Here is a 22,959-nt window from a genome sequence, read left to right as displayed (position 1 = left end):
CCACGATCCACCACGTAACAAGAACTGAGGACTCCATGCCCAAGATGAAGAGCCACAGCGGCGCCTCGAAGCGATTCAAGGTGTCCGGCACCGGCAAGCTCATGCGCCAGAAGGCCGGCCGTCGCCACCTTCTCGAGCACAAGTCGAGCCGGGTTACCCGTCGCCTCGACGGTGTCGCCGTTGTCAGCCCTGACGACGCTCCGCGCATCAAGCGCATGCTCGGCATCTGAGTCGCCCCCTTACTGACCACCCGGGGCGTCTGAGTTTCACAGCCCCAAGATTGACAGGATTTTCACGTGGCACGCGTAAAGAGGGCGGTCAACGCCCAGAAGAAGCGTCGTTCAATTCTTGCTGCATCCAGCGGCTACCGTGGACAGCGTTCGCGTCTGTACACCAAGGCCAAGGAGCAGCAGCTCCACTCGCTGGTCTACGCATACCGCGACCGTCGTGCACGCAAGGGTGAGTTCCGCAAGCTGTGGATCACGCGTATCAACGCTGCAGCTCGCGCCAACGACATCACGTACAACCGCCTCATCCAGGGCCTGCGTCTGGCCGAGGTCGAGGTCGACCGCAAGATCCTGGCCGAGCTCGCCGTCTCCGACGCCGAGGCATTTGCCGGTCTGGTCGCGCTCGCGAAGGCCGCTTTGCCGGCTGACGTGAACGCTCCTGCCGGAGAAGCAGCCTGATTCACGCATCACAGCAACGGCCCGTGGACCCGCTCACAGAGCGGACTCCGCGGGTCGTTTCTGCTGTCAAGCTCCTGCGCACAGCAGAACGACGTAAAGCAGGACGTTTCCTCGTCGAGGGTGAGAACTCGGTCACCGAACTGTTGAACGGTGCGCTCTCGAGCGGCGAGAACCGCCCGGTGCACGACCTCTTCTACACAGAGGACGCAGCCGAGCGGTATCAGCACGTCATCGATCGGGCGCTGACCGCTGGAGTTCGCGCTTCTCTTGTCACCGATCGGGCAATCAAAGCTCTGAGCGATACCGTCACGCCGCCCGGTCTTGTTGCTGTCAGTGATCTCCTCGATGTACCGCTGAGCGCAGCCGTCAACCGAGGCACCCGCCTGCTCGCAGTGCCGGTCGAGGTCAACGAACCAGGCAATGCCGGCACCGTCATTCGCATCGCCGACGCGGTGGGCGCCGATGCGGCAATCCTCGCCGGTGACAGCGTCGATCCGCACAACGGCAAGGTGGTTCGTTCGTCGGCGGGCAGCCTCTTTCACCTGCCGGTTGTCCGCGAACGAGACACGGTGTCGGTGATCGAACAGATTCGCGCCGCCGGCATTCAAATTCTCGCGACCGCGGCGGACGGCGAGGTCGACCTCGACGAGGCCGACGAGTTGCTGAGCAAGCCAACGGCCTGGCTGTTCGGCAATGAAGCTCACGGTCTCGATCCGGCGATCGCCGCGCAGGCTGATCATCGGGTGCGGATTCCGATCCACGGCCGCGCCGAAAGTCTGAACCTTGCAACAGCGGCGGCTATTTGCCTGTACGCAAGCGCGCGGGTGCAGAATCGCACGACCTATCGCAGCTGAAAACGCGCGCGAAGACCTCACGGAATCTCATTTGCGGGAGCCTGAGACAATACAAGAGCAGAGACAATGCTCGAACGGGCTCGAAAGCTCGCATGCAGTACGAGAAGCAAGCAGTACGAGAAGTAAACCGAGAAGCGACAGGAGTGTCACAGCCGTGGCCAAAAATGAGGGCGCGACACCGCCGGAGGTCGACGCGAGTGTGCTCACCGAAGAGGCGTTGACCGCTGCGGCTGAGAATGCCGAGAAGGCGCTCGCGGACGCCGCTGACCTGGATGCGCTGGCGCACGTAAAGGTGGAGCATCTGGGGGACAAGTCCCCGATCGCCCTCGCTCGTCGGGGACTCGGCAGCCTTCCGGGTAAGGAAAAGGCGGACGCAGGCAAGCGCGTCAACATCTTCCGCACCCGGATCAACAACGCGTACGACGCTCGTCGTGAGGTCCTTCTCGCCGAGCGCGACGCCGCGGTGTTGGTCGCCGAGGCAATCGACGTCACTCTGCCCTCCGATCGCCACCCCGCCGGTGCGCGTCATCCCATCAGCCTGATTTCCGAGCAGGTCGCCGACGTATTCGTCGCGATGGGTTGGGAAGTTGCCGAGGGCCCAGAGGTGGAGACCGAGCACTTCAACTTCGACGCGCTCAACTTCTTGCCGGATCACCCCGCACGCACGATGCAGGACACCTTCCACCTGGCACCCGAGAATTCGCGCCAGGTGCTGCGAACCCACACCTCACCCGTGCAGGTCCGCACCATGCTCTCGCGTGAGGTGCCGATCTACGTGGTGTGCCCGGGTCGCACGTTCCGCACCGACGAACTCGATGCGACGCACACGCCTGTCTTCTCGCAGGTCGAAGGCCTGGCCGTCGACAAGGGCCTGACGATGGCCAACCTGCGAGGAACTCTCGACGCGTTCGCTCGCGCCCTTTTCGGCCCCGAGACACGTACCCGTATGCGCCCCAACTACTTCCCGTTCACGGAACCGTCGGCAGAGGTCGACGTCTGGTTCGCGAACAAGAAGGGCGGCGCCGGCTGGGTCGAGTGGGGTGGCTGCGGCATGGTCAACCCGAACGTTCTGCGCGCCAGCGGTATCGATCCCGACGAATACTCGGGTTTCGCATTCGGAATGGGCCTCGAGCGGACCCTGCAGTTCCGTAACGGCATCCCGGACATGCGTGACATCGTCGAAGGCGACGTGCGTTTCACGCTGCCCTTCGGTGTCGCAGGCTGATCTGCCCGGTACTCGAAATCCCCGGTACTCGAAATCCCCGGTACTCGAAATCCCCGGTACGCGGAACCTTCACAAGACTTATCGACAAACGAGAGAGCTGAGCAGACGTGCGAGTAGCGCAATCCTGGCTGACCGAGATCCTGCAGCGGGCAACTCCGGACTGGGAGGTGACCCCGGAAGAGCTGGACGCCGGGTTCGTCCGGGTGGGACTCGAAGTCGAGGAACTCGACACACTCGAGGCGATTGACGGCCCCTTGGTCGTCGGCAAGGTCGTCTCCATCACCGAACTGACCGAGTTCAAGAAGCCGATCCGCTTCTGTCAGGTCGAGGTCGGGGAGCCCGAGCCTCGCGGCATCGTCTGCGGCGCGCGCAATTTCAACGAGGGTGACCTCGTCGTCGTTGCACTGCCCGGCGCGGTGCTGCCCGGTGGATTCGAAATCGCCACTCGCAAGACGTACGGCCAGGTGTCCGACGGCATGATCTGCTCCGTATCGGAACTCGGTATCGGCAAAGACCATTCGGGCATCTTGGTGCTCGAGCCCGGCACCGCCGAACCCGGCGCCGACGGCAACGAGTTGCTCGGTCTCGGTGACACGATCATCGAACTGAACATCACCCCAGACCGTGGATACTGCTTCTCGGTCCGCGGCCTCACGCGAGAACTCGCCTGCGGTTTCGATCTCGAATACGCCGATCCCGCTTCGGTGCCCGCGCATCCGGCCGAGGGTGAAGCCTGGCCGGTGCATCTCGAACCGGAGTCCAAGGCGTCGCGTTTCGTGATGCGAAAGATCACGGGAATCGATCCCGAGGCGGTGAGCCCGTGGTGGCTGCAGCGTCGACTGCTGCTCTCCGGTGTTCGCCCGATCTCGCCGGCTGTCGACGTCACCAATTACGTGATGCTCGAACTCGGTCAGCCTCTGCACGCGTTCGATGCGACCGCGGTGCACGGCGACCTGGTAGTCCGCCGCGCCAAGGCGGGGGAGAAGCTGACGACGCTCGACGACGTCGAACGCACGCTCGATCCCGAAGACGTTGTCATCGCCGACGATTCCGGGGTCATCTCTCTGGCGGCCGTCATGGGCGGCGCCACCACCGAGGTGGGAACGGCAACGACGGACATCCTGCTCGAAGGAGCTACCTGGGATCCGCTCGCAGTCTTCAAGACAGCGCGCCGGCATAAGCTGCCGAGCGAGGCAAGCAAGCGTTTCGAGCGCGTCGTCGATCCGGCGATTCCGCTCGCGGCTGTCGATCGCGCAGCCGCTCTGCTGGTCGAGATCGCCGGCGGACGGATCGAGCCGGTCCTGACCGACGTGGGTGACGTCGCCCCTCGCGCTGCCATTCGTATGGATATCGACCTGCCCGACCGTGTCGCTGGAGTCACGTACCCCAACGGCACCGCTGCTCGCCGCCTCACCCAGGTCGGGTGCAACGTCGAGGTCGGCGTCAGCGAAGAGGGACACGGCCAGTTGGTCGCGACGCCGCCGTCGTGGCGTCCGGACCTGGTGCAGCCTGCAGACCTCGTCGAGGAAGTACTTCGTCTCGAAGGTCTCGAGCAGATCCCGTCGGTCCTTCCCGCCGCCCCGGCCGGACGCGGTTTGACTGCGTCGCAGCGGCGCAAGCGCACGGTCTCGAGGGCCGTCGCTCACGCCGGCTACGTCGAGGTCCTTCCTCCGGTGTTCCTGCCCACTAACGTCTTCGACGTCTGGGGCCTCGACGCGGACGATCCGCGCCGCAACACCAGCAAGGTTCTCAACCCGCTCGAAGCCGATCGTCCGGAGTTGGCGACAACTCTGCTTCCGGGTCTGCTGGAGATCTTGGCTCGCAACGCTTCTCGCGGCCAGCGCGATCTGTCGCTGTACGGCATCGCGCAGGTTGTCCTGCCGGGTCCCGACACCAAGCCCGTGGACGCATTGCCGGTCGATCGCCGTCCGACGGACGAACAGATCGCGAACCTGATCGCGTCGTTGCCGGCGCAGCCCGTTCACATCGCTGCTGTGCTGAGTGGATTGCGGGAGCCGAGCGGCCCCTGGGGTCCGGGTCGTCAGGCCGAGGCTTCGGACACGTTTGCGGCAGTGCGGGTCATCGCAGCTGCAGCAGGCGTCGAGGTGGAACTGCGTGCGGCGCAGTACCTGCCGTGGCATCCGGGCCGCTGCGCCGAGGTACTGGTCGACGGCAATGTTGTCGGTCATGCCGGCGAATTGCACCCGGCTGTTCTCGAGCGTGCCGGACTGCCTGCGCGTACCTGCGCATTGGAAATCGACCTCGACGCTTTGCCGTTGGTCGAGAACCTGCCAGCGCCGCGCATTTCGCCGTTCCCCGCAGTGCTCCAGGATGTGGCGGTTGTTGTCGATCGCGACATTCCGGCGGCCAGGGTGCAGGAAGCTCTGCGTTCCGGCGGTGGCGAGCTTCTCGAAGACATTCGTCTGTTCGACGTCTTCGAGGGTGAGCAGGTCGGTGAAGGGCGCAAGTCGCTCGCGTTCGCGTTGCGCTTCCGCGGCGTCGACCGCACGCTGACCGAGGACGAGGCCAGTGCCGCTCGTGATTCGGCAGTGGAGGCAGCTTCCAAGGCTGTCGGTGCGCAGATGCGGGGCTGATTTCCCAGCTGATCACAGAGCCCACGACCATCCCTGGTGGTCGTGGGCTCGTTTGTCCTATCGGTTTCCCACCCTGTGGTGCCGCATCGAGCAAGTTGTCTTCCGGATCGGCACGATCTTGGGCGAGAGCGTCGACAACCAGATCGCCGCGTTGTTCGATCGCCGCAAGATGCTCGAGGTTGCCGGGAGTGACAGCCCTTTCGTGTTCGTCTGGCACACCGACGTGGCGAGCGCCTTTGCCGAGGATGTGACCGGGTACCGGGTGGACATCTTCAACCTCGCGGGCGGACGGTGCGCTGACAGTCGACGAGTTGGCTTCCCGGATGAGCAAGAGCATGGTGACGCTACCCGCTTGGCTGCTCCGGGCCGTCCTACGCGTCGGGCGGCGATTGGGTTTGACGGCACACGGTCCGGATTTCTCCAGTACCGGCCGGTCCTCGACAATCGGCGGCTCGAGGAACAGTTCGGATACGTCCCCGAGTATTCGAGCGAGGATGCGTTCGCGGCTTACCTCGCCTCACACCGACCCCTTCGGCAGACGGTCGTGGAAGGATCGGAGTTGTCCGTCGACGTTTCGAGAAGGGGCTGCCAGTGTCACAAAATGATCGGCTCGAAAATGATGGGCCCGAAAATGATGGCTCCGCACCCCGTAATTCTGTACACCAAGTAGTCGAGGCTGCTGATGCGCTCGACGACAAGGACTTTCTCGCGGTCGTTCGCGCAGTGGTCGAGCGTCGTCCGAGCTTGTCGGTGGTTCTTTCCGTGGTGGACACCGCTGCCGCGAGCCTCGAGCCGAACCGTGTCGAGGATGCGGACACGATCACCGACGCCGAAGAAGTCGAACTGCCCGACACGGTTGTGGAGGTCGACGAGATCATCGATGTCCCGGTGGTCCTTGCGACAGATCCGAGAATCCCCGAACCCGACTACACCGAAGGGGGAGTCCCCACTTTCGACCGTGTTCGGGAGAAGATAGAGGGGCGCTTCGGAACGTCTGTCGGTTCGGCCGAGCTGGCACACGAGAGCCCTGCCGGAAAGTCCGTCGACGAGCAGTGGGACGAGCGCCAGAAGGCTGCAAAAGCCAAGCTCGAGGAGATCCGGCGATCCATGGGTAAGTAATTATGCATTCCGATGCACAATGATGCATACTGTGTGACATGACTGAAGGTGGCACGCCCGAGAACGCACGCAAGCCGATCAGAGTCGCCGTTGCCGGCGCCAGTGGGTACGCCGGTGGTGAGGTTCTGCGTCTGCTTCTCGGGCACCCCTCCTATGCCGACGGCACTCTGGTGATCGGTTCGCTGACCGCCGGTGGTAACGCCGGTTCGACGCTCGGCGAGCATCACCCCCACTTGCTCCCACTCTCTTCGCGGGTACTCGAAGAGACCACTGTCGAAATTCTCTCGGGCCACGACGTCGTCTTCCTCGGTCTCCCACACGGCAATTCAGCTCAGTACGCCAAGCTGCTGCCCGAATCGACGGTCATCATCGACTGCGGCGCGGACTTCCGGCTGCAGGATCCCGCAGCTTGGGAGAAGTACTACAAGAGCACCCATGCCGGTACCTGGCCCTACGGTCTTCCTGAACTGCCCGGCGCCCGCGACAAATTGGTAGGCGCAACCCGCATCGCCGTTCCGGGCTGCTACCCGACGGCAGCGAGTCTCGCGCTGGCCCCCGCCGTTGCTGCGGGGATCGTGGACTCACACGTCAATGTAGTTGCGGTCAGTGGCACTTCGGGCGCCGGCCGGGCGCCGAAGGCTGATCTGCTGGGTTCGGAGGTCATGGGCTCGGTCCGCGCGTACGGCGTCGGTGGCGTCCATCGCCACACCCCCGAGATCATTCAGAATCTCTCGGCCGCAGGCGGCAAGGACATCAGTGTGTCTTTCACTCCGGTCCTCGCGCCCATGCCGCGCGGCATCCTCGCGACCTGCACGGCGGCCACCACCGTGACCGAAGAGCAAGCACTCGAAATCTACGAAAAGGCATACAACGACGAGCCGTTCATCCACGTGCTGCCTGCCGGAGTCTTCCCGCAGACCGGCGCAGTGATCGGATCCAACGCCGTGCAGATCGGGGTGACCGTGGACGCCGACGCCGGTCAGCTCGTTGTCATTTCGGCAATCGACAATCTCACCAAGGGCACCGCCGGTGGCGCGGTGCAATCGATGAATCTCGCCCTTGGCCTACCCGAGACCGCAGGTCTCTCTACCGTGGGAGTAGCTCCGTGAGCACCGACAATCCGCAGCAGATCGACAACCCAACCGAATCCGACGTGGTTCACGTCGCCGGGGGACGTCTGCTCCGTACACAGGGCGTCACCGCACCTGCCGGATTCCGTGGTGCCGGAATTTCTGCCGGTATCAAGAAGAGTGGCAAGTCGGACCTCGCGCTGGTGCTCAACGAGGGCCCTGATCTGGCCGCTGCCGGCGTCTTCACCCTGAACAAGGTCAAGGCAGCTCCGGTGTTGTGGTCTCAGCAGGTCCTGACGACGGGCAAGCTGCGCGCCGTGGTGCTCAACTCGGGCGGCGCGAACGCCTGCACGGGCGCGGGTGGATTCCAGGATGCACACAAGACTGCCGAGGAAGTTGCTTCGGCACTGAGCAATTGGGGAACCGAGACGGGCGCGATCGAGGTTGCCGTCTGTTCCACCGGACTCATCGGTGACCGGTTGCCCATGGACAAGCTGATCCCCGGAGTCACGGAGGTCGTGCACGAACTCGCCGGCGGAATCTCCGGCGGCACCGACGCGGCATACGCGATCATGACGACGGACACTGTGCCGAAGCAGGCGTCGCTGCACCACGCGAACAAGTGGAACGTCGGCGGAATGGCCAAGGGCGCAGGCATGCTCGCGCCTGCGCTGGCCACCATGCTGTGCGTCGTCACGACCGATGCTGTCGCAACGGCCGAGCAGCTCGACGCCGCGTTGCGCGCCGCCACCCACCTGAGCTTCGATCGCCTCGACGTCGACGGCGCGACGTCCACCAACGACACGGTGCTGCTGTTGGCCTCCGGTGCCAGCGGTGTGACGCCGACCCAGGACGAGCTCAACGCCGCAGTGTTCGCAGTGTGTGACGACCTCGCCGATCAGTTGATGGCAGACGCGGAGGGCGTCACCAAGCGGGTCAAGGTGACGGTTCGCGGCGCAGCGTCCGAATCCGACGCGCTGATCGGCGCCCGGACCGTTGCTCGGGACAGCCTGGTCAAGACGGCGCTTTTCGGATCCGATCCCAACTGGGGTCGCGTCCTCGCAGCAGTGGGTATCGCTCCCATCGAGCTCGATCCAGATCGAATCAGTGTGTCCTTCAACGGGAATCCGGTCTGCATTGACGGCGTCGGTGCTCCGGGAGCGCGTGAGGTGGACCTGAGCGGGATCGACATCGAACTCGACATCGATCTGGGGATCGGCAGCGAGTCCGTGAGCATTCGCACCACGGACCTCTCGCACGCCTACGTCGAAGAGAACTCGGCGTACTCGTCATGACCGAGACGTATCCCGCGATCAGCGAGCATCAGAAGGCACATGTCCTTGCCGACGCGCTACCGTGGCTGCAGCGATTCCGCGACAAGGTGGTCGTGGTCAAGTACGGCGGAAACGCCATGATCGACGAGACGCTCAAGACGGCATTTGCCGCCGACATGGCGTTCCTGCGGACGGTCGGCATCCATCCCGTCGTCGTGCACGGCGGTGGCCCGCAGATCAATGCGATGCTGGCACGCCTAGGCATGAAGGGTGAGTTCCGCGGTGGCTTCCGTGTGACGACGCCCGAAGTGATGGACGTCGTTCGGATGGTGCTCTTCGGTCAGGTCGGCCGTGAACTCGTCGGCCTGATCAACGCGCACGGTCCCTACGCGGTCGGGATCTCCGGCGAAGATGCGCACCTGTTCACCGCTACTCGACGCACTGTTGCGGTCGAGGGGGAGCAGACCGACATCGGCCTGGTCGGAGACGTCACCACCGTGAACCCGGACGCGGTACTCGATCTCATTGCGGCAGGACGTATTCCGGTGGTCTCGACCATCGCACCCGACGCCGACGGCGTCGTCCACAACATCAACGCCGATACCGCTGCTGCCGCACTCGCCGAGGCGATCGGTGCCGAGAAGCTCGTTGTCCTCACCGACGTCGAAGGCCTGTACACCGATTGGCCGGACCGATCCTCGCTGGCCACCGAAATCGACACCGACGCCCTGGCTCAATTGTTGCCGAGTCTAGATGCCGGCATGGTGCCCAAGATGGAGGCCTGCCTTCGCGCGGTGCGCGGAGGTGTGCCGTCGGCGCACGTGATCGACGGTCGGCTCGAACATTCAGTCCTACTCGAACTCTTCACCGGCGAAGGAATCGGCACGATGGTCGTGCCGGGTTCCTCGGTCGCCGGTCCCCAGCAGGGAGCTACCTCATGAGCACGATCGATCTGCAGCAGCGGTGGTCCGCTTCGCTGATGAACAATTACGGCGTACCCCGGGTTGCTCTCGTTCGCGGTGACGGTGCCGTACTCACCGATGCCGACGGCAAGCAGTACGTCGACTTCCTGGCCGGAATCGCCGTCAACATCCTCGGACACGGACATCCTGCCGTCGTCGAAGCCGTCACCACTCAGTTGTCGACACTGGGCCACGTGTCCAACCTGTACGCCAGCGAGCCGGTCGTCGAGTTGGCGGAGCAGCTGCTCGCGCATCTCGGCAACGTGACCGGGCGCGCGTTCTTCTGCAACTCCGGTACCGAGGCGAACGAGGCTGCCTTCAAGCTCGCTCGTGCCACCGGCCGGAAGAAGATCATCGCAGCCGAAGGCTCCTTCCACGGTCGCACGATGGGCGCACTCGCACTGACGGGTCAGCCGGCCAAGCGTGCGCCGTTCGAACCGATGCCCGCCGGTGTCGAGTTCGTGCCGTATGGCGACGTCGAGGCACTCGAGCAGGCCGTCGATTCCGACACCGCCGCTGTGTTCCTCGAACCGATCATGGGTGAGGGCGGCGTCGTGGTGCCACCCGAGGGATACCTCGTCGAGGCTCGGCGGATCACCGCCGAGCGCGGCGCACTTCTCGTGCTCGACGAAGTGCAGACCGGCATTGGCCGGACCGGCTGGTTCTACGCCCATCAGGCAGTCGGCATCGTCCCGGACGTCATCACCCTCGCGAAGGGGCTCGGCGGCGGAATGCCGATCGGCGCCTGCATCGCGACCGGGGCCACGGCAGAGTTGTTCGGACCGGGCAAGCACGGTACGACGTTCGGTGGCAATCCGGTGTGCGCTGCGGCGGCACTTGCCGTGCTGAAAACCATTGCAGTGGAAGACCTGATCTCGCGCGCGGACAGTTTGGGTAAGTCGATCTCGACTGGCATCGAAGACCTGGGCCATCCGTTGGTCGACTACGTACGGGGATCAGGACTGTTGCTGGGTGTCGTGCTGACCGAGGATGTCGCGCCGGCGGTGGAAAATGCCGCCCGTGAAGCCGGGTACCTTGTGAATGCAGCGCAACCCGGAGTGATCCGGTTGGCGCCGCCGCTGATCCTCACGGATGAGCAGGCCGAAACCTTCGTGGCAGCACTACCTGCCATCTTCGACAGTGCACTATCGGCTGACCAGCCGGGGGAGAAGTGACTACCGTGGTGAAACACTTTCTCAGGGACGACGATCTGACTCCGGCGCAACAGGCCGAAGTTCTGGAACTCGCTGCGATTCTCAAGAAGGACCCGTTCGCTCGGCGTCCGCTCGAGGGTCCACGCGGAGTCGGCGTCATCTTCGAGAAGAACTCGACGCGTACACGTTTCTCGTTCGAGATGGGCATCGCGCAGATGGGCGGCCACGCCGTCGTCGTCGACGGGCGCAGCACCCAACTCGGGCGTGAAGAGACGTTGGCGGACACCGGACGCGTTCTCTCTCGCTACGTCGACGCCGTCGTGTGGCGCACGTTCGGTCAGAAGCGCTTGGAGCAGATGGCAACGGGCGCAACCATTCCCATCGTCAATGCGTTGTCGGACGAGTTTCACCCCTGTCAGGTTCTGGCAGATCTGCAAACGCTGATCGAGCAGAAGGGTGAGCTCAAGGGACTGAAGCTGACCTACCTGGGTGACGGCGCCAACAACATGGCTCACTCACTGATGCTCGGCGGAGTCACCGCAGGCATCGACGTCACCATTGCCAGCCCCGCGGGCTTCGAACCGGCGGACTGGGTAGTGGCAGCAGCACGCAAACGCGCCGAGGAAACCGGTGCGACCATCACGCTGACGCAGGACCCGCAGGCCGGCGTCGTCGGCGCCGACGCGTTGGTCACCGACACCTGGACCTCGATGGGTCAGGAGAACGACGGACTCGATCGGGTCGGACCTTTCCGTCCGTTCCAGATCAACAAAGAGCTGCTCGCAAAGGCAGATCCGAAGGCTGTCGTCCTGCACTGCCTGCCCGCACATCGCGGCGAAGAGGTCACCGACGAGGTTCTCGACGGGCCGCAGAGTGTTGTCTGGGACGAGGCGGAGAACCGCCTGCACGCCCAGAAGGCATTGCTCGTGTGGCTGCTGGAACAGCGAACCCAACTGGATCCGGCGTGAGCGTCGCTCCCACTCGGGCTGGTCGCCAGTCGCGCATCATCGCGCTTCTGGCGGCTCACCCTGTCCGAAGTCAGACGGAGTTGGCGGCGTTGCTCGGTGCCGAGGGCATCGAAGCGACGCAGGCCACCCTTTCGCGTGACCTCGAAGAGTTGGGAGCGGTGAAACTGCGCGCCGCCGACGGCGGCGCCGGTGTTTACGTGGTGCCGGAGGACGGGAACCCGGTACGCGGTGTGTCCGGCGGTACCGACCGCCTGTCACGGCTGTTGGGTGAGCTGTTGGTCTCCACCGATTTCAGCGGCAACATGGCGATCCTCCGGACACCGCCGGGAGCCGCGCATTACCTCGCGAGCGCACTGGATCGGTCCTCGATGCCGGACATCGTGGGCACGATCGCCGGAGATGACACCATCTTCGTAGTGGCCCGGGAACCTCTTTCCGGAGCGGAACTCGCGGCCATGATCGAATCGCTCGCCTGACCCTTTATTCTTTGATAGAGATTTTCAACCGAAGGAGCACAAAAACCATGGCCGATCGCGTCGTACTCGCCTACTCGGGCGGGCTGGACACTTCTGTTGCCATCAGTTGGATCGGTAAGGAGACGGGCGCTGAAGTTGTCGCCGTCGCCATCGATCTGGGGCAGGGTGGCGAGGACATGGAGGTCGTGCGTCAGCGCGCGATCGACTGCGGCGCAGTCGAATCCGTTGTCGTCGACGCCCGCGACGAGTTCGCGGACGAATACTGCCTGCCGACCATCGCGGCCAACGCCCTGTACATGGACCGTTACCCGCTGGTCTCGGCCATCAGCCGTCCGCTGATCGTCAAGCACATCGTCGAAGCTGCACGCTCGCACGGCGGCACCATCGTCTCGCACGGTTGCACCGGTAAGGGCAACGACCAGGTTCGCTTCGAGGTCGGATTCGGCGCCCTCGCCCCCGACCTGCAGGTCATCGCACCGGTCCGCGACTACGCCTGGACCCGCGAGAAGGCCATCGCCTTCGCCGAAGAGAACAACATCCCGATCAACGTCTCCAAGAAGTCGCCGTTCTCGATCGACCAGAACGTCTGGGGCCGCGCCGTCGAGACCGGATTCCTCGAGGATCTGTGGAACGCGCCGACGAAGGACGTCTACGACTACACCCAGGACCCGACGGTCAACTGGAACGCACCCGACGAGCTCATCATCAGCTTCGACAAGGGCCGCCCGGTCGCCATCGACGGTCGCCCCGTCTCCGTGCTCGAAGCGATCCAGGAACTGAACAAGCGCGCAGGCGCTCAGGGCGTCGGCCGCCTCGACGTCGTCGAGGACCGTCTCGTGGGCATCAAGAGCCGTGAGATCTACGAAGCTCCCGGCGCCATGGTTCTCATCACCGCGCACCAGGAACTCGAGCACGTCACCCTCGAACGCGAACTCGGTCGCTACAAGCGTCAGATGGAGCAGCGTTGGTCCGAGCTGGTCTACGACGGCCTCTGGTTCTCGCCCCTCAAGGACGCACTGGACACGTTCGTCACCAAGACGCAGGAGCGCGTCACCGGCGACATTCGTCTCTTCCTGCACGGTGGAGCCATCACGGTCAACGGTCGTCGTAGCCCCGAGTCGCTCTACGACTTCAACCTCGCGACGTACGACGAGGGCGACAGCTTCGACCAGTCCGCATCGAAGGGCTTCGTCGAGATCCACGGTCTGTCGTCGAAGGTCGCCGCGAAGCGCGATCTGGGACTCTGAGCCATGACGGCTCACGGTGACGGAGACGCCCAAAAACACGGCACCAACGAAGGTGCGCTCTGGGGCGGGCGGTTCGAATCCGGGCCGGCCGCTGCCATGGCAGCGCTGAGCAAGTCGACTCACTTCGACTGGGTCCTCGCTCCGTACGATGTGCGGGCGTCGCAGGCGCATGCACGTGTGCTGAACAAGGCTGGCCTGCTCAGCGAAGCCGACCTCGCGACAATGCTCGACGGTCTCGACCGTCTTGCGGCAGATGTCGCCAGCGGCGCCTTCGGGCCCAGTGATTCGGACGAGGACGTGCACGGCGCACTCGAGCGTGGTCTGATCGAGCGCGTCGGGCCTGAGGTCGGTGGTCGCCTGCGTGCTGGTCGTTCACGTAACGACCAGGTGGCCACGCTGTTCCGCATGTGGCTTCGGGATGCGGTCCGCCGCATCTCCACCGGCGTTCTCGACGTGGTCGACGCATTGGCGACTCAGGCCGGGGCGCATCCGGATGCCGTGATGCCGGGCAAGACGCACCTGCAGGCGGCTCAGCCAGTCCTGTTGGCGCATCACCTGCTCGCTCACGCACATCCGTTGTTGCGCGACGTGCAACGCCTTCGCGACTTCGACGTGCGAGCTGCAGTGTCCCCGTACGGTTCCGGTGCACTCGCCGGTTCCTCACTCGGACTCGATCCCGAAGCGATTGCGGCGGAACTGAAGTTCGACAGCTCGGCCGAGAACTCGATCGACGCAACGGCTTCGCGTGATTTCGCAGCAGAGGCAGCGTTCGTGCTTGCAATGATCGGTGTCGATCTCTCCCGTATGGCGGAAGAGATCATCATCTGGAGCACACCGGAGTTCGGCTACATCACGCTTGCCGACGCGTGGTCCACGGGATCGTCGATCATGCCGCAGAAGAAGAATCCAGATGTCTCGGAACTCACGCGCGGTAAGTCGGGTCGTTTGATCGGTAACCTCACCGGATTGTTGGCGACGCTCAAGGCTCAGCCGCTGGCGTACAACCGCGATCTGCAAGAGGATAAGGAACCGGTTTTCGACTCGGTTGCGCAGCTCGAGATGTTGCTCCCGGCCATCACCGGTCTGGTGCAGACTCTCGAGTTCCACACCGAGCGCATGGCGGAACTTGCTCCGGCAGGGTTCACGTTGGCCACCGACATCGCGGAGTGGATGGTGCGTCAGGGCGTGCCGTTCCGGGTTGCACACGAGGCCGCCGGAGCGTGTGTGCGTGTTGCGGAAGCGCGAGGTGTCGGACTCGAAGATCTCACCGACGAGGAGTTGGCCGGCGTCGACAGTGCGCTGACGCCCGCTGTTCGTGAGGTGCTGACAGTCGAGGGTTCCATTGCTTCGCGCAACGCGCGAGGCGGAACCGCGGGGGTGCGGGTTGCCGAGCAGCTGGACGGAGTCAAAGCAGTGGCGCAGTCACTGCGGGAATGGACCCTCTGACCTCGCGGTCACGAGTGTTGTCGCTCTCTTTTCGGCAGTAGTCCTTCGGTCGTACGCGGTCAGGGAGCAGAATTTGCTCCCTGACCGCGTACGCGTATTCGTCGTCAGTAGGCTTATCGCGCGCGGGAAAAATGAGACTGACGTCACATGGTGAGTAACTTGGGAGTGAAATGGTGGGATTGAATTCCAAGTCTGTGCTGGGCCCGATTCGTCGGGTGGTTGCGACAGCACAAAACGGCCTCGAAGTCGTTCGGTTGGGTGGGTTGGAAACGGATGCGACCACGTCGCCGTTCGAGATCGTCGAACGCGCCGCGATGTATCGGCTACGGCGTTACTTCCCGGACAGTGACCCCGAAACTGTCGGCGCACCGATCTTGCTGATCCCGCCGATGATGATGTCGGCGAACGTGTACGACGTGACCCGTGACCAGGGTGCTGTGGGAATTCTGCACGAGATGGGCCTGGACCCCTGGGTAGTCGATTTCGGCTCGCCCGACTCCGAAGAGGGCGGTTGGGATCGTAATCTTGCCGATCACATCATCGCTCTCAGCGACATCGTCGATCACATCCACCGTCACACCGGTAAAGATGTTCACATCTCCGGTTACTCGCAGGGTGGGATGTTCGCCTATCAGGCTGCTGCCTACCGACGCAGCCGAAACATCGCCAGTGTCATCACCTTCGGCAGTCCGGTCGACACACTCGCCGCGCTGCCTTTCGGTATCCCGGCCGGATTGGCTACCAAGGGTGCGGATTTCCTCGCCGATCACGTCTTCAATCGCCTGGCAGTCACCGGATGGATGGCTCGCACCGGGTTCCAGTTGCTCGATCCCGTGAAAACGCTGAAGATGCGCGTCGACTTTCTGCTTCAACTGCACGACCGTGAGGCGTTGCTTCCGCGGGAGCAGCAGCGACGCTTCCTCGCGACCGAGGGTTGGGTCGCGTGGTCGGGGCCCGCGGTAGCCGAACTGCTCAAGCAGTTCATCGTGCACAACCGAATGATGACCGGTGGTTTTGTCATCAAGGATCAATTGGTCTCGCTCGCCGAGATCACCTGCCCCATCCTGGCATTCGTCGGCGAGGTCGACGACATCGGTCAGCCGCAAGCGGTTCGAGGCATCAGTCAGGCAGCGCCGCGTGCCAAGGTCTACGAATCTACCTTGCGCGCAGGCCATTTCGGATTGGTCGTCGGGTCCACCGCGGCCAATCACACCTGGCCGACCACCGGTGAATTCGTACAGTGGACCGAGACTGGGGGACCCCTCCCGGACCGCATCGCGAACATGGTCTACGGCGCCGACCTCGAAGATCAGACCGGCGTGTCGATCAGCAATCGGATCATCCACACCGTCGCCTCGGTCGCCGAAGTAGGGGCAGGAGTCACCAAGGGAATCAGTGACCTTGCCGCAGGTGCGTTGCGCGGCACTTTCGAATTGTCGGGCGAAGCGGCACGAGCGTTGCCGCGTCTGGCGCGCCTCAACCAAATTCAGCCGCACACCAAGATCTCGCTGAGCCAGTTGCTCGCGGAGCAGCGTCGAAAGGCGCCGAACGGCGAGTGCTTCCTCTTCGACAATCGCGTGCACACCTACGAAGCGGTCAACGCCCGCATCGACAATGTCGTACGCGGATTGATCTCCGTGGGAGTGCGTCCGGCAGCACACGTCGGTGTCCTGATGGAGACCCGTCCCAGCGCACTCGCGGCCATCGCAGCACTCTCGCGCCTCGGTGCCGTCGCGGTCATGCTTCCGCCAGGGTCCGACATCACGGCGGCGGTCAAGCTGGGATCGGTCGATCGGATCATCACCGATCCGGAGAACGTCGATGCTGCAGTGGTTACCGGTAGGCCGGTTTTGGTGCTCGGCGGCGGCGATGCGCGCGGCCTCGAGGTGGATCCGTCACACGACGTGATCGATCTCGAACAAATCGATCCGACGAAGGTCAATCTGCCCGGGTGGTACCGACCGGATCCCGGTGTCGCCCGTGAACTCGCCTTTATCATCTTTGCGGAATCCGGCGGTGTGCTCGAAGCCAAGCAGATCACCAACTACCGGTGGGCATTGTCGGCCTTCGGCACGGCCACGGCGGCAGATCTCGATCGCGGTGACACCGTGTACTGCCTTGCGCCGCTCCACCATTCGTCGAGTCTGCTCGCGACCATCGGTGGCGCAATGGCCGGTGGTTCCCGGATTGCTCTCTCACGCGGACTGAATCCGGCGAGGTTTGTCGAAGAAATCCACCGCTACGGCGTGACGGTCGTGAGTTACACGTGGTCGATGATGCGCGAGATCCTCGACGAGGATCTTCTTCTCATCGACGGTAGCCATCCGGTCCGCCTGTTCATCGGTTCGGGAATGCCCCATGGTTTGTGGAAGCGGACCACGGAGGCGTTCGACCCCGCGCAGGTGCTCGAGTTCTATGCGTCGACCGAAGGCGACGTGATTCTCGCCAACGTTGCAGGTTCCAAAGTTGGTTCCAAGGGTCGCCCGCTGCCGGGTAGCGCGCAGGTTCGGTTGGCGGCCTACGACCCGCTGAGTGGTCGGCTCCTCGAAAACGGCAACGGATTTGTCCGTGAGTGCGCCGAAGACGAGGTCGGCTTGCTGCTCGGGCGCGCGGGATTCACTGCCGATCTCTCGGGCGGCGCCATGCGAGGTCTCTTTCAAGCCGGCGATTCGTGGATTCCCACCGAGAATCTCTTCCGCCGGGACTCCGACGGCGACTACTGGCTGATCGACCACAAGAACACGGTCATTTCCACGCTCCGCGGCCCCGTGTTCACCCAGCCGATCGTCGACGCGTTGTCGAGTGTGGCGCGGGTGGATCTTGCCGTCGCATACGGAGTCGGTGACGCGCCGCATCAGCTGGCGGTCGCTGCCGTGACCTGGCGTCCGGGGCGGCAGTTCCGTTCTGCCGAGCTTGCAGAGGCTCTCTCGCGCATCGCTTTCGACGCTCGTCCGGATATCGTGCACGTGGTTGACGAGATTCCGGTGGGTTCGTCGTATCGTCCGAGTTCCACTGCGTTGGCTGCGGCCGGATTGCCGGCGCCGGGGCCACGGACCTGGTTCCTCGATTCCGAGACGCAGTCGTACAGGCGGCTGACCAAGGCAATTGCCGCGCAGTTGATGCCGACGAGGGTGAGCACCGGAGCACGGTAGCCTGAGGACATTCTGTTTGATCGGTTCGAGAGGACTCACGTGGCTATTGATTCGACGTTGCTCAGCATTTTGGCCTGCCCCCAGGATAAAGGCCCGCTGCTGCTGGTCGGGGACGAGTTGCTCTACAACCCGCGCCTTCGGCGTGCATACCCGATCGAGAACGGCATTCCCGTTCTGTTGATCGACGAGGCACGCGATGTTGCGGACGACGAGCACGAGAAGTTGCTCGCACGGGCTGAAGGCTAGATCGGTAGTTCACCGGTCAGGTACCGCTGGAGGTTCGGCGCCACCAGCGGTACCAACGCGTCAACGCTCAATGATGCGAGTGGTTCGAGTCCGAGCACATATCGCGTGACAAGCAGTCCGGCCATCTGAGAGGCCACCAATTCCGCTCTGATCAAGCCGGTACCAGGTGGTGTGTCCACGCGCGGAATGATGTCGCGCAAAACGACATCGAGCAGAAAGCTCTGGATCAACTGCGATCCGTCGCCGGAAACCGCCGATCGAAAAGCCGCCAGAATCGCCGGCTGATGTTCCGATTCCCACAGCCCGATTACTGCTCTGAGTAGGTTCTCGCCGAGATTTTCGGTCGGAAAGGCGTGAACCGGTCCCAATACCTGCGCTGGATCGATCGGTAGCGCGATCGCAGCGGTGAACAACTGCTCCTTGCTGCCGAAATGGTGATGAATCATGGCCGGATCGACGTCAGCGGCCGCGGCTATCGATCGCACGGTTGTTCGTCGAAAACCGTTTTGGGAGAACGCTCGTCGCGCCGAATCGAGGATCTGCGCGCGAGTCTCCGATTTGCCCGGTCGTCGCCCCGAACGAATCGGTGCCGGAGTCGTGTCGTTGTCGGTCATGGAGTGCGGCGATCGAGTGTTGCCGCGGCGAGCGAGAGCGCTGCGGCGGCGAAGCCCGCCATGACGGCGAGATCACGCCACATCTGTCCCGTCGCATCGGCATGCATTGACACTTGTTGAAGTGCGTCGACGGCGTAGCTCAAGGGGAGGACGTTGCTGATCCATTCGAGCCAGGTCGGCAATTGGTCGCGGGGCACCAGGAGTCCGCAGAGGAAGAGTTGGGGGACCACAACTACCGGCATGAACTGCACCGCTTGGAACTCGGTCTTCGCGAATGCGCTGGCCAACAGGCCGAGCGCAACGCCGAGTATTGCGCCGAGAACTGCAATGACGATGACCCAGGCAAGACTGCCGGCGATGGTGAGTCCGAGAAATCCGAAAGCAACCGCGCACGCGAGAGCTGCCTGGGCGGCGGCCGAGAGCGAAAATGCCGCGCCGTATCCCGCCAGAAGATCGAGTTTGCCCATTGGGGTGGTGAGCAGGCGTTCGAGTGTTCCTGAACTGCGTTCGCGCTGCATTGCGATGGACGTGACCAGGAACATCACCACAAACGGCAAGATTCCCAACATGGTGATCGCCACCCGTTGGAACAGTGAAACCTGGCCGGGCGGCGTCGGGACGTCTTGGTAGAGGAAATACAGCAGAATCATCAGCAAGGACGGGACCAACAAGATCATGGCCACCGTGCGATGGTCCTGGCGGAGCTGAAGCAGAATGCGGACGGTCGTAGCGCCGAAGATCCTGATGCTCATGATATTTCGCCTCCCACGGGTGAAGTCCGGATCAGCTCGAGAAAGGCGTCCTCGAGCCGTTCGCATCTGGTTTTGGCGCGCAATTCATCAGGTGTGAGTTGTGCGAGAAGGTGCCCGTCGCGCATCAGGATCAGTTCAGCGCAGTGATCGGCCTCGTCCATGACGTGGCTGGAGACCAACAGGGTGGTTCCTCTGCGAGCGAGGTCGGCAAATCGTTCCCACAATTCGACGCGAAGCACCGGATCGAGGCCGACGGTCGGTTCGTCGAGGATCAACACATCAGGTGACGCCACTAACGCGCATGCCAGCGAGACTCGCCCGCGTTGACCACCAGACAGATCGGCGGCGGTCTGGTCGGCGTATCGGCTCAATCCGACGGCGTCGACCGCCGCCGCGACGTCTGCGCCGGACTTGCCGTACAGGGCGCCGAAGTACTGGACGTTTCGAGTGACCGTCAGGTCGCCGTACACGCTGGGGGATTGGGTGACGTATCCGACCCGGCGGCGAAGAGCAACGGAACCGGCGAGGTCGCCCAGAACTCTGACCTCACCACTTTCGACGATCTGTGTTCCGACAATCGCGCGCATGAGGGTTGTCTTGCCGCAGCCGGAGGGACCGAGCAGTCCGGTGATCGATCCTGCTGATACCTGCAGGTCAAGCGAGTGAAGAACTTCGTGGTTACCACGGATGACTCGTAGTCCGCGGACATCTATTGCCGGCGTTGTGGTCACGGTTCGCCTCGTTTCAATAATTCATCACTTGTTGAATTATGCGACTCGGCCGACCGATGAGTCAACGGCGTGGGCACAATCGAAGGGTGAGTATCGAGACCTTGGAAAATGTGGAGAACCCGTTGGAAGCGGGCCTGACAATTCTCGGCTCGACCCTGATCGTCGACGACATCTCGCTGAGGATCGTCGAGGTCGAGGCGTACGGCGGGGAGAAGGACGGGCCTTGGCCCGATCCGGCAGCGCATTCGTATCGGGGGAGAACGCCGCGGAACAGCGTGATGTTCGGGCGGGCGGGGCGTCTCTACGTCTACCGCAGCTATGGAATGCACTTTTGTATGAACATCTCGTACGGCCCGGATGGTGTCGCGGGTGGTGTTCTGCTCCGAGCGGCCGAAATCGAGGCCGGTCACGATGTGGTGTCTGCTCGGAGATCGCCGGATCGACCATCTCACCAATGGGCCAGAGGGCCAGGTAATCTCGGCGCTTCTGTCGCAATCACGTTGGCGGACAACGGAACAGACGTGTTCAACCCTGCCTCGCGGATTCGGCTCGAATTGGGGGAGTCGAAGGAATGGGTCAGTGGACCGCGGGTGGGGGTCAGTAACGCGGAGGAGGTCCCGTGGCGCCTGTGGATTCCGGACTCGCGAGCGGTGTCCGCGTATCGCCGAAGCCCGCGAGCGCCGGTCATTTCGTGAAGATGGGATGATCGAGTCCGTGACTGAGAATATTCTCGACGAACTGACCTGGCGCGGGCTGATCGCCCAATCAACCGATCTTGACGCTTTGCGTAAAGATCTCGAGGCCGGACCGGTCACGTTGTATGCGGGCTTCGACCCGACCGGACCGAGCCTGCACGCAGGTCACCTGGTTCCGCTCCTCGCGCTCAAGCGGTTTCAGCGTGCCGGCAACCGTCCGATCGTTCTTGCCGGCGGTGCAACGGGCCTGATCGGAGACCCCCGTGACGTCGGGGAACGGACGATGAACTCCGCCGACACCGTCGCGGACTGGGCAGGTCGTATCCGTGGTCAGCTCGAACGATTCGTGGATTTCGACGATTCGCCGACGAGCGCGGTCATCGAGAACAACATGAACTGGACCGGCAAGATGTCGGCCATCGATTTCCTGCGTGATGTCGGCAAACACTTCTCCGTGAACGTCATGCTTGCGCGTGACACCGTGAAGCGTCGTCTCGAGTCGGACGGGATGTCGTACACCGAGTTCAGCTACATGCTGCTCCAGGCCAACGACTACCTGCACTTGCGACGCGATCTGGGTTGCACTCTGCAGGTCGGCGGGTCCGATCAGTGGGGCAACATCATTGCCGGCGTCGAACTCAACCGTCGTGTCGACGGTGAGAGCGTTCATGCAATGACGGTTCCGCTGGTGACCTCGGCCGATGGCAAAAAGTTCGGAAAGTCGACCGGTGGCGGCAGTTTGTGGCTCGACCCCGAGATGACCAGCCCGTACGCCTGGTACCAGTACTTCGTGAACACTGGCGACGCCGACGTGATCAAGTACCTGCGCTGGTTCACCTTCCTGACTGCGGACGAACTCGCGGAGTTGGAGACTGCAACAGCGGAGCGGCCGCATGCGCGAGAAGCGCAGAAGCGACTCGCCGCGGAGATGACGACCTTGGTTCACGGGGAACACAACACCTGTGCTGTCGAGCTCGCCAGCCAGGCGTTGTTCGGCAAGGCGGAGCTGGCGGAACTCGACGAGTCGACGCTCGCTGCGGCGCTGAAGGAAGCATCGGTCAGCGAATTGACGCCGGGGGAGCCGCGCACGATCATCGATCTGCTCGTGACGAGCGGCTTGTGTGAGAGCAAGGGAGCCGCTCGACGCGCAGTGAAAGAGGGCGGCGCTTCGGTGAACAACCAGAAGGTGTCGGCCGATGACTGGGAGCCCGCCGCATCCGATCTGCTTCACGGCAGCTGGTTGGTCGTCCGGCGCGGAAAGCGCAACTTCGCCGGCGTGAAAATCCTTCCGAACTGACGTGTGTGGGGTCACAGTTGTCTCGAGGGGCTCCTGTGGCCGCTGGTGGCCCGCCTCCGGGCGGGCTACCAGCGGATTTAACCTGGGGAACATCTGCGACCTGCACGTTTGACGCTCAGTTTTCATTCGCGTAACTTTGTCCAAGTCAGAGCGACACGGACACCAACCCCGACCGAGAGGCCGGGGAAACGCGGTTGGACGAAGTCGGAGACAATCACGCTCAACGGGAACTTGCTTCCCTGGAGCGAACAAGCTAAGATTGTAACCCTTGCCCCGGAGCTTTCAACCTGGTTGAAGTGATGGTGTGTGCGTGTTCTTTGAGAACTCAACAGTGTGTCGATGAATGTCAGTGCCAAATTTTTTTTGGTACTTCACATCCGCGAATGATCAACCGCCT

Annotated in this window: 22 protein-coding genes; 19 read left to right on the top strand and 3 right to left on the bottom strand. The window is 63.3% G+C overall.

What is annotated here, in order from left to right:
* Positions 1-35 precede the first annotated feature (35 nt).
* The 17 genes from rpmI (at position 36) to ACSW29_RS25005 (ending at position 18,473) form a co-directional block, all read left to right on the top strand.
* Positions 36-230, top strand: coding sequence for a 50S ribosomal protein L35 (gene rpmI, locus ACSW29_RS25085; protein ID WP_230813252.1), 195 nt, complete (start codon positions 36-38; stop codon positions 228-230).
* Between the two features lie 66 nt (positions 231-296).
* Positions 297-686 carry a 50S ribosomal protein L20 gene (rplT, locus tag ACSW29_RS25080; protein WP_230813251.1) on the top strand — a complete coding sequence of 130 codons (390 nt, stop codon included), beginning with the start codon at positions 297-299 and terminating at the stop codon, positions 684-686.
* Positions 687-709: 23 nt separating this feature from the next.
* On the top strand, positions 710-1,540 hold the full coding sequence (locus ACSW29_RS25075) for a TrmH family RNA methyltransferase (RefSeq protein ID WP_347872837.1): 831 nt from the start codon (positions 710-712) through the stop codon (positions 1,538-1,540).
* 154 nt (positions 1,541-1,694) lie between these two features.
* Positions 1,695-2,765 carry a phenylalanine--tRNA ligase subunit alpha gene (gene pheS / locus ACSW29_RS25070; protein ID WP_042450484.1) on the top strand — a complete coding sequence of 357 codons (1,071 nt, stop codon included), beginning with the start codon at positions 1,695-1,697 and terminating at the stop codon, positions 2,763-2,765.
* Positions 2,766-2,872: 107 nt separating this feature from the next.
* The gene (gene pheT, locus ACSW29_RS25065) at positions 2,873-5,359 is read left to right on the top strand and encodes a phenylalanine--tRNA ligase subunit beta (protein WP_347872835.1); all 2,487 of its coding nucleotides are present in this window, start codon (positions 2,873-2,875) and stop codon (positions 5,357-5,359) included.
* 52 nt (positions 5,360-5,411) lie between these two features.
* Positions 5,412-6,029 carry a hypothetical protein gene (locus ACSW29_RS25060; RefSeq protein ID WP_448278567.1) on the top strand — a complete coding sequence of 206 codons (618 nt, stop codon included), beginning with the start codon at positions 5,412-5,414 and terminating at the stop codon, positions 6,027-6,029.
* Between the two features lie 92 nt (positions 6,030-6,121).
* Entirely contained in the window at positions 6,122-6,478 is a 357-nt protein-coding gene (locus ACSW29_RS25055; protein ID WP_448278566.1) for a hypothetical protein, read from the top strand.
* A 38-nt stretch (positions 6,479-6,516) separates the two neighbouring features.
* On the top strand, positions 6,517-7,587 hold the full coding sequence (gene argC / locus ACSW29_RS25050) for an N-acetyl-gamma-glutamyl-phosphate reductase (RefSeq protein WP_448278565.1): 1,071 nt from the start codon (positions 6,517-6,519) through the stop codon (positions 7,585-7,587).
* A 44-nt stretch (positions 7,588-7,631) separates the two neighbouring features.
* Positions 7,632-8,843 carry a bifunctional glutamate N-acetyltransferase/amino-acid acetyltransferase ArgJ gene (gene argJ / locus ACSW29_RS25045; RefSeq protein ID WP_448278935.1) on the top strand — a complete coding sequence of 404 codons (1,212 nt, stop codon included), beginning with the start codon at positions 7,632-7,634 and terminating at the stop codon, positions 8,841-8,843.
* Positions 8,840-9,763: an acetylglutamate kinase gene (gene argB / locus ACSW29_RS25040; RefSeq protein WP_448278564.1), complete on the top strand. Its 924-nt coding sequence runs from the start codon at positions 8,840-8,842 to the stop codon at positions 9,761-9,763. The genes argJ and argB overlap by 4 nt, the downstream gene beginning before the upstream one ends.
* Positions 9,760-10,959, top strand: coding sequence for an acetylornithine transaminase (locus ACSW29_RS25035; RefSeq protein WP_230813244.1), 1,200 nt, complete (start codon positions 9,760-9,762; stop codon positions 10,957-10,959). The genes argB and ACSW29_RS25035 overlap by 4 nt, the downstream gene beginning before the upstream one ends.
* Positions 10,956-11,906, top strand: a complete 951-nt coding sequence (gene argF / locus ACSW29_RS25030; protein WP_021334039.1) for an ornithine carbamoyltransferase — start codon at positions 10,956-10,958, stop codon at positions 11,904-11,906. Before ACSW29_RS25035 ends, argF begins: the two co-directional genes overlap by 4 nt.
* Positions 11,903-12,382 (top strand): arginine repressor, encoded by a 480-nt coding sequence (locus tag ACSW29_RS25025; RefSeq protein ID WP_020907875.1) that lies wholly within the window; start codon positions 11,903-11,905, stop codon positions 12,380-12,382. Before argF ends, ACSW29_RS25025 begins: the two co-directional genes overlap by 4 nt.
* Before the next feature lie 47 nt (positions 12,383-12,429).
* Positions 12,430-13,629 carry an argininosuccinate synthase gene (locus tag ACSW29_RS25020; RefSeq protein ID WP_317828982.1) on the top strand — a complete coding sequence of 400 codons (1,200 nt, stop codon included), beginning with the start codon at positions 12,430-12,432 and terminating at the stop codon, positions 13,627-13,629.
* Positions 13,630-13,632: 3 nt separating this feature from the next.
* Positions 13,633-15,075, top strand: a complete 1,443-nt coding sequence (gene argH / locus ACSW29_RS25015) for an argininosuccinate lyase (protein WP_047270474.1) — start codon at positions 13,633-13,635, stop codon at positions 15,073-15,075.
* A gap of 170 nt (positions 15,076-15,245) precedes the next feature.
* The gene (locus ACSW29_RS25010) at positions 15,246-18,227 is read left to right on the top strand and encodes an acyl-CoA synthetase (protein WP_448278563.1); all 2,982 of its coding nucleotides are present in this window, start codon (positions 15,246-15,248) and stop codon (positions 18,225-18,227) included.
* Between the two features lie 39 nt (positions 18,228-18,266).
* A complete protein-coding gene (locus ACSW29_RS25005) occupies positions 18,267-18,473 on the top strand; it encodes a Trm112 family protein (RefSeq protein ID WP_003944045.1) in 207 nt (68 codons plus the stop codon).
* On the opposite strand, the gene ACSW29_RS25000 is transcribed toward ACSW29_RS25005, so the two are convergent.
* From ACSW29_RS25000 to ACSW29_RS24990, 3 genes are read right to left on the bottom strand one after another with little or no spacing between them, the layout of a single operon-like run.
* The gene (locus ACSW29_RS25000; RefSeq protein WP_448278562.1) at positions 18,470-19,087 is read right to left on the bottom strand and encodes a TetR/AcrR family transcriptional regulator; all 618 of its coding nucleotides are present in this window, start codon (positions 19,085-19,087) and stop codon (positions 18,470-18,472) included. The two genes, ACSW29_RS25005 and ACSW29_RS25000, sit on opposite strands and share 4 nt — an antisense overlap.
* Entirely contained in the window at positions 19,084-19,839 is a 756-nt protein-coding gene (locus tag ACSW29_RS24995; RefSeq protein ID WP_003944033.1) for an ABC transporter permease, read from the bottom strand. Before ACSW29_RS24995 ends, ACSW29_RS25000 begins: the two co-directional genes overlap by 4 nt.
* Positions 19,836-20,570 (bottom strand): ABC transporter ATP-binding protein, encoded by a 735-nt coding sequence (locus ACSW29_RS24990; protein WP_448278561.1) that lies wholly within the window; start codon positions 20,568-20,570, stop codon positions 19,836-19,838. The genes ACSW29_RS24995 and ACSW29_RS24990 overlap by 4 nt, the downstream gene beginning before the upstream one ends.
* Positions 20,571-20,656: 86 nt before the next feature.
* On the opposite strand from ACSW29_RS24990, the gene ACSW29_RS24985 reads away from it, so the two are divergent.
* Both ACSW29_RS24985 and tyrS read left to right on the top strand, forming a co-directional pair.
* The gene (locus ACSW29_RS24985) at positions 20,657-21,265 is read left to right on the top strand and encodes a DNA-3-methyladenine glycosylase (protein WP_448278560.1); all 609 of its coding nucleotides are present in this window, start codon (positions 20,657-20,659) and stop codon (positions 21,263-21,265) included.
* Between the two features lie 19 nt (positions 21,266-21,284).
* On the top strand, positions 21,285-22,562 hold the full coding sequence (gene tyrS / locus ACSW29_RS24980) for a tyrosine--tRNA ligase (protein ID WP_448278559.1): 1,278 nt from the start codon (positions 21,285-21,287) through the stop codon (positions 22,560-22,562).
* The last annotated feature ends 397 nt before the right edge of the window (positions 22,563-22,959 follow it).

Source organism: Rhodococcus sp. GB-02 (assembly GCF_053470465.1).
This window is presented reverse-complemented; position numbering and strand designations above follow the sequence as displayed.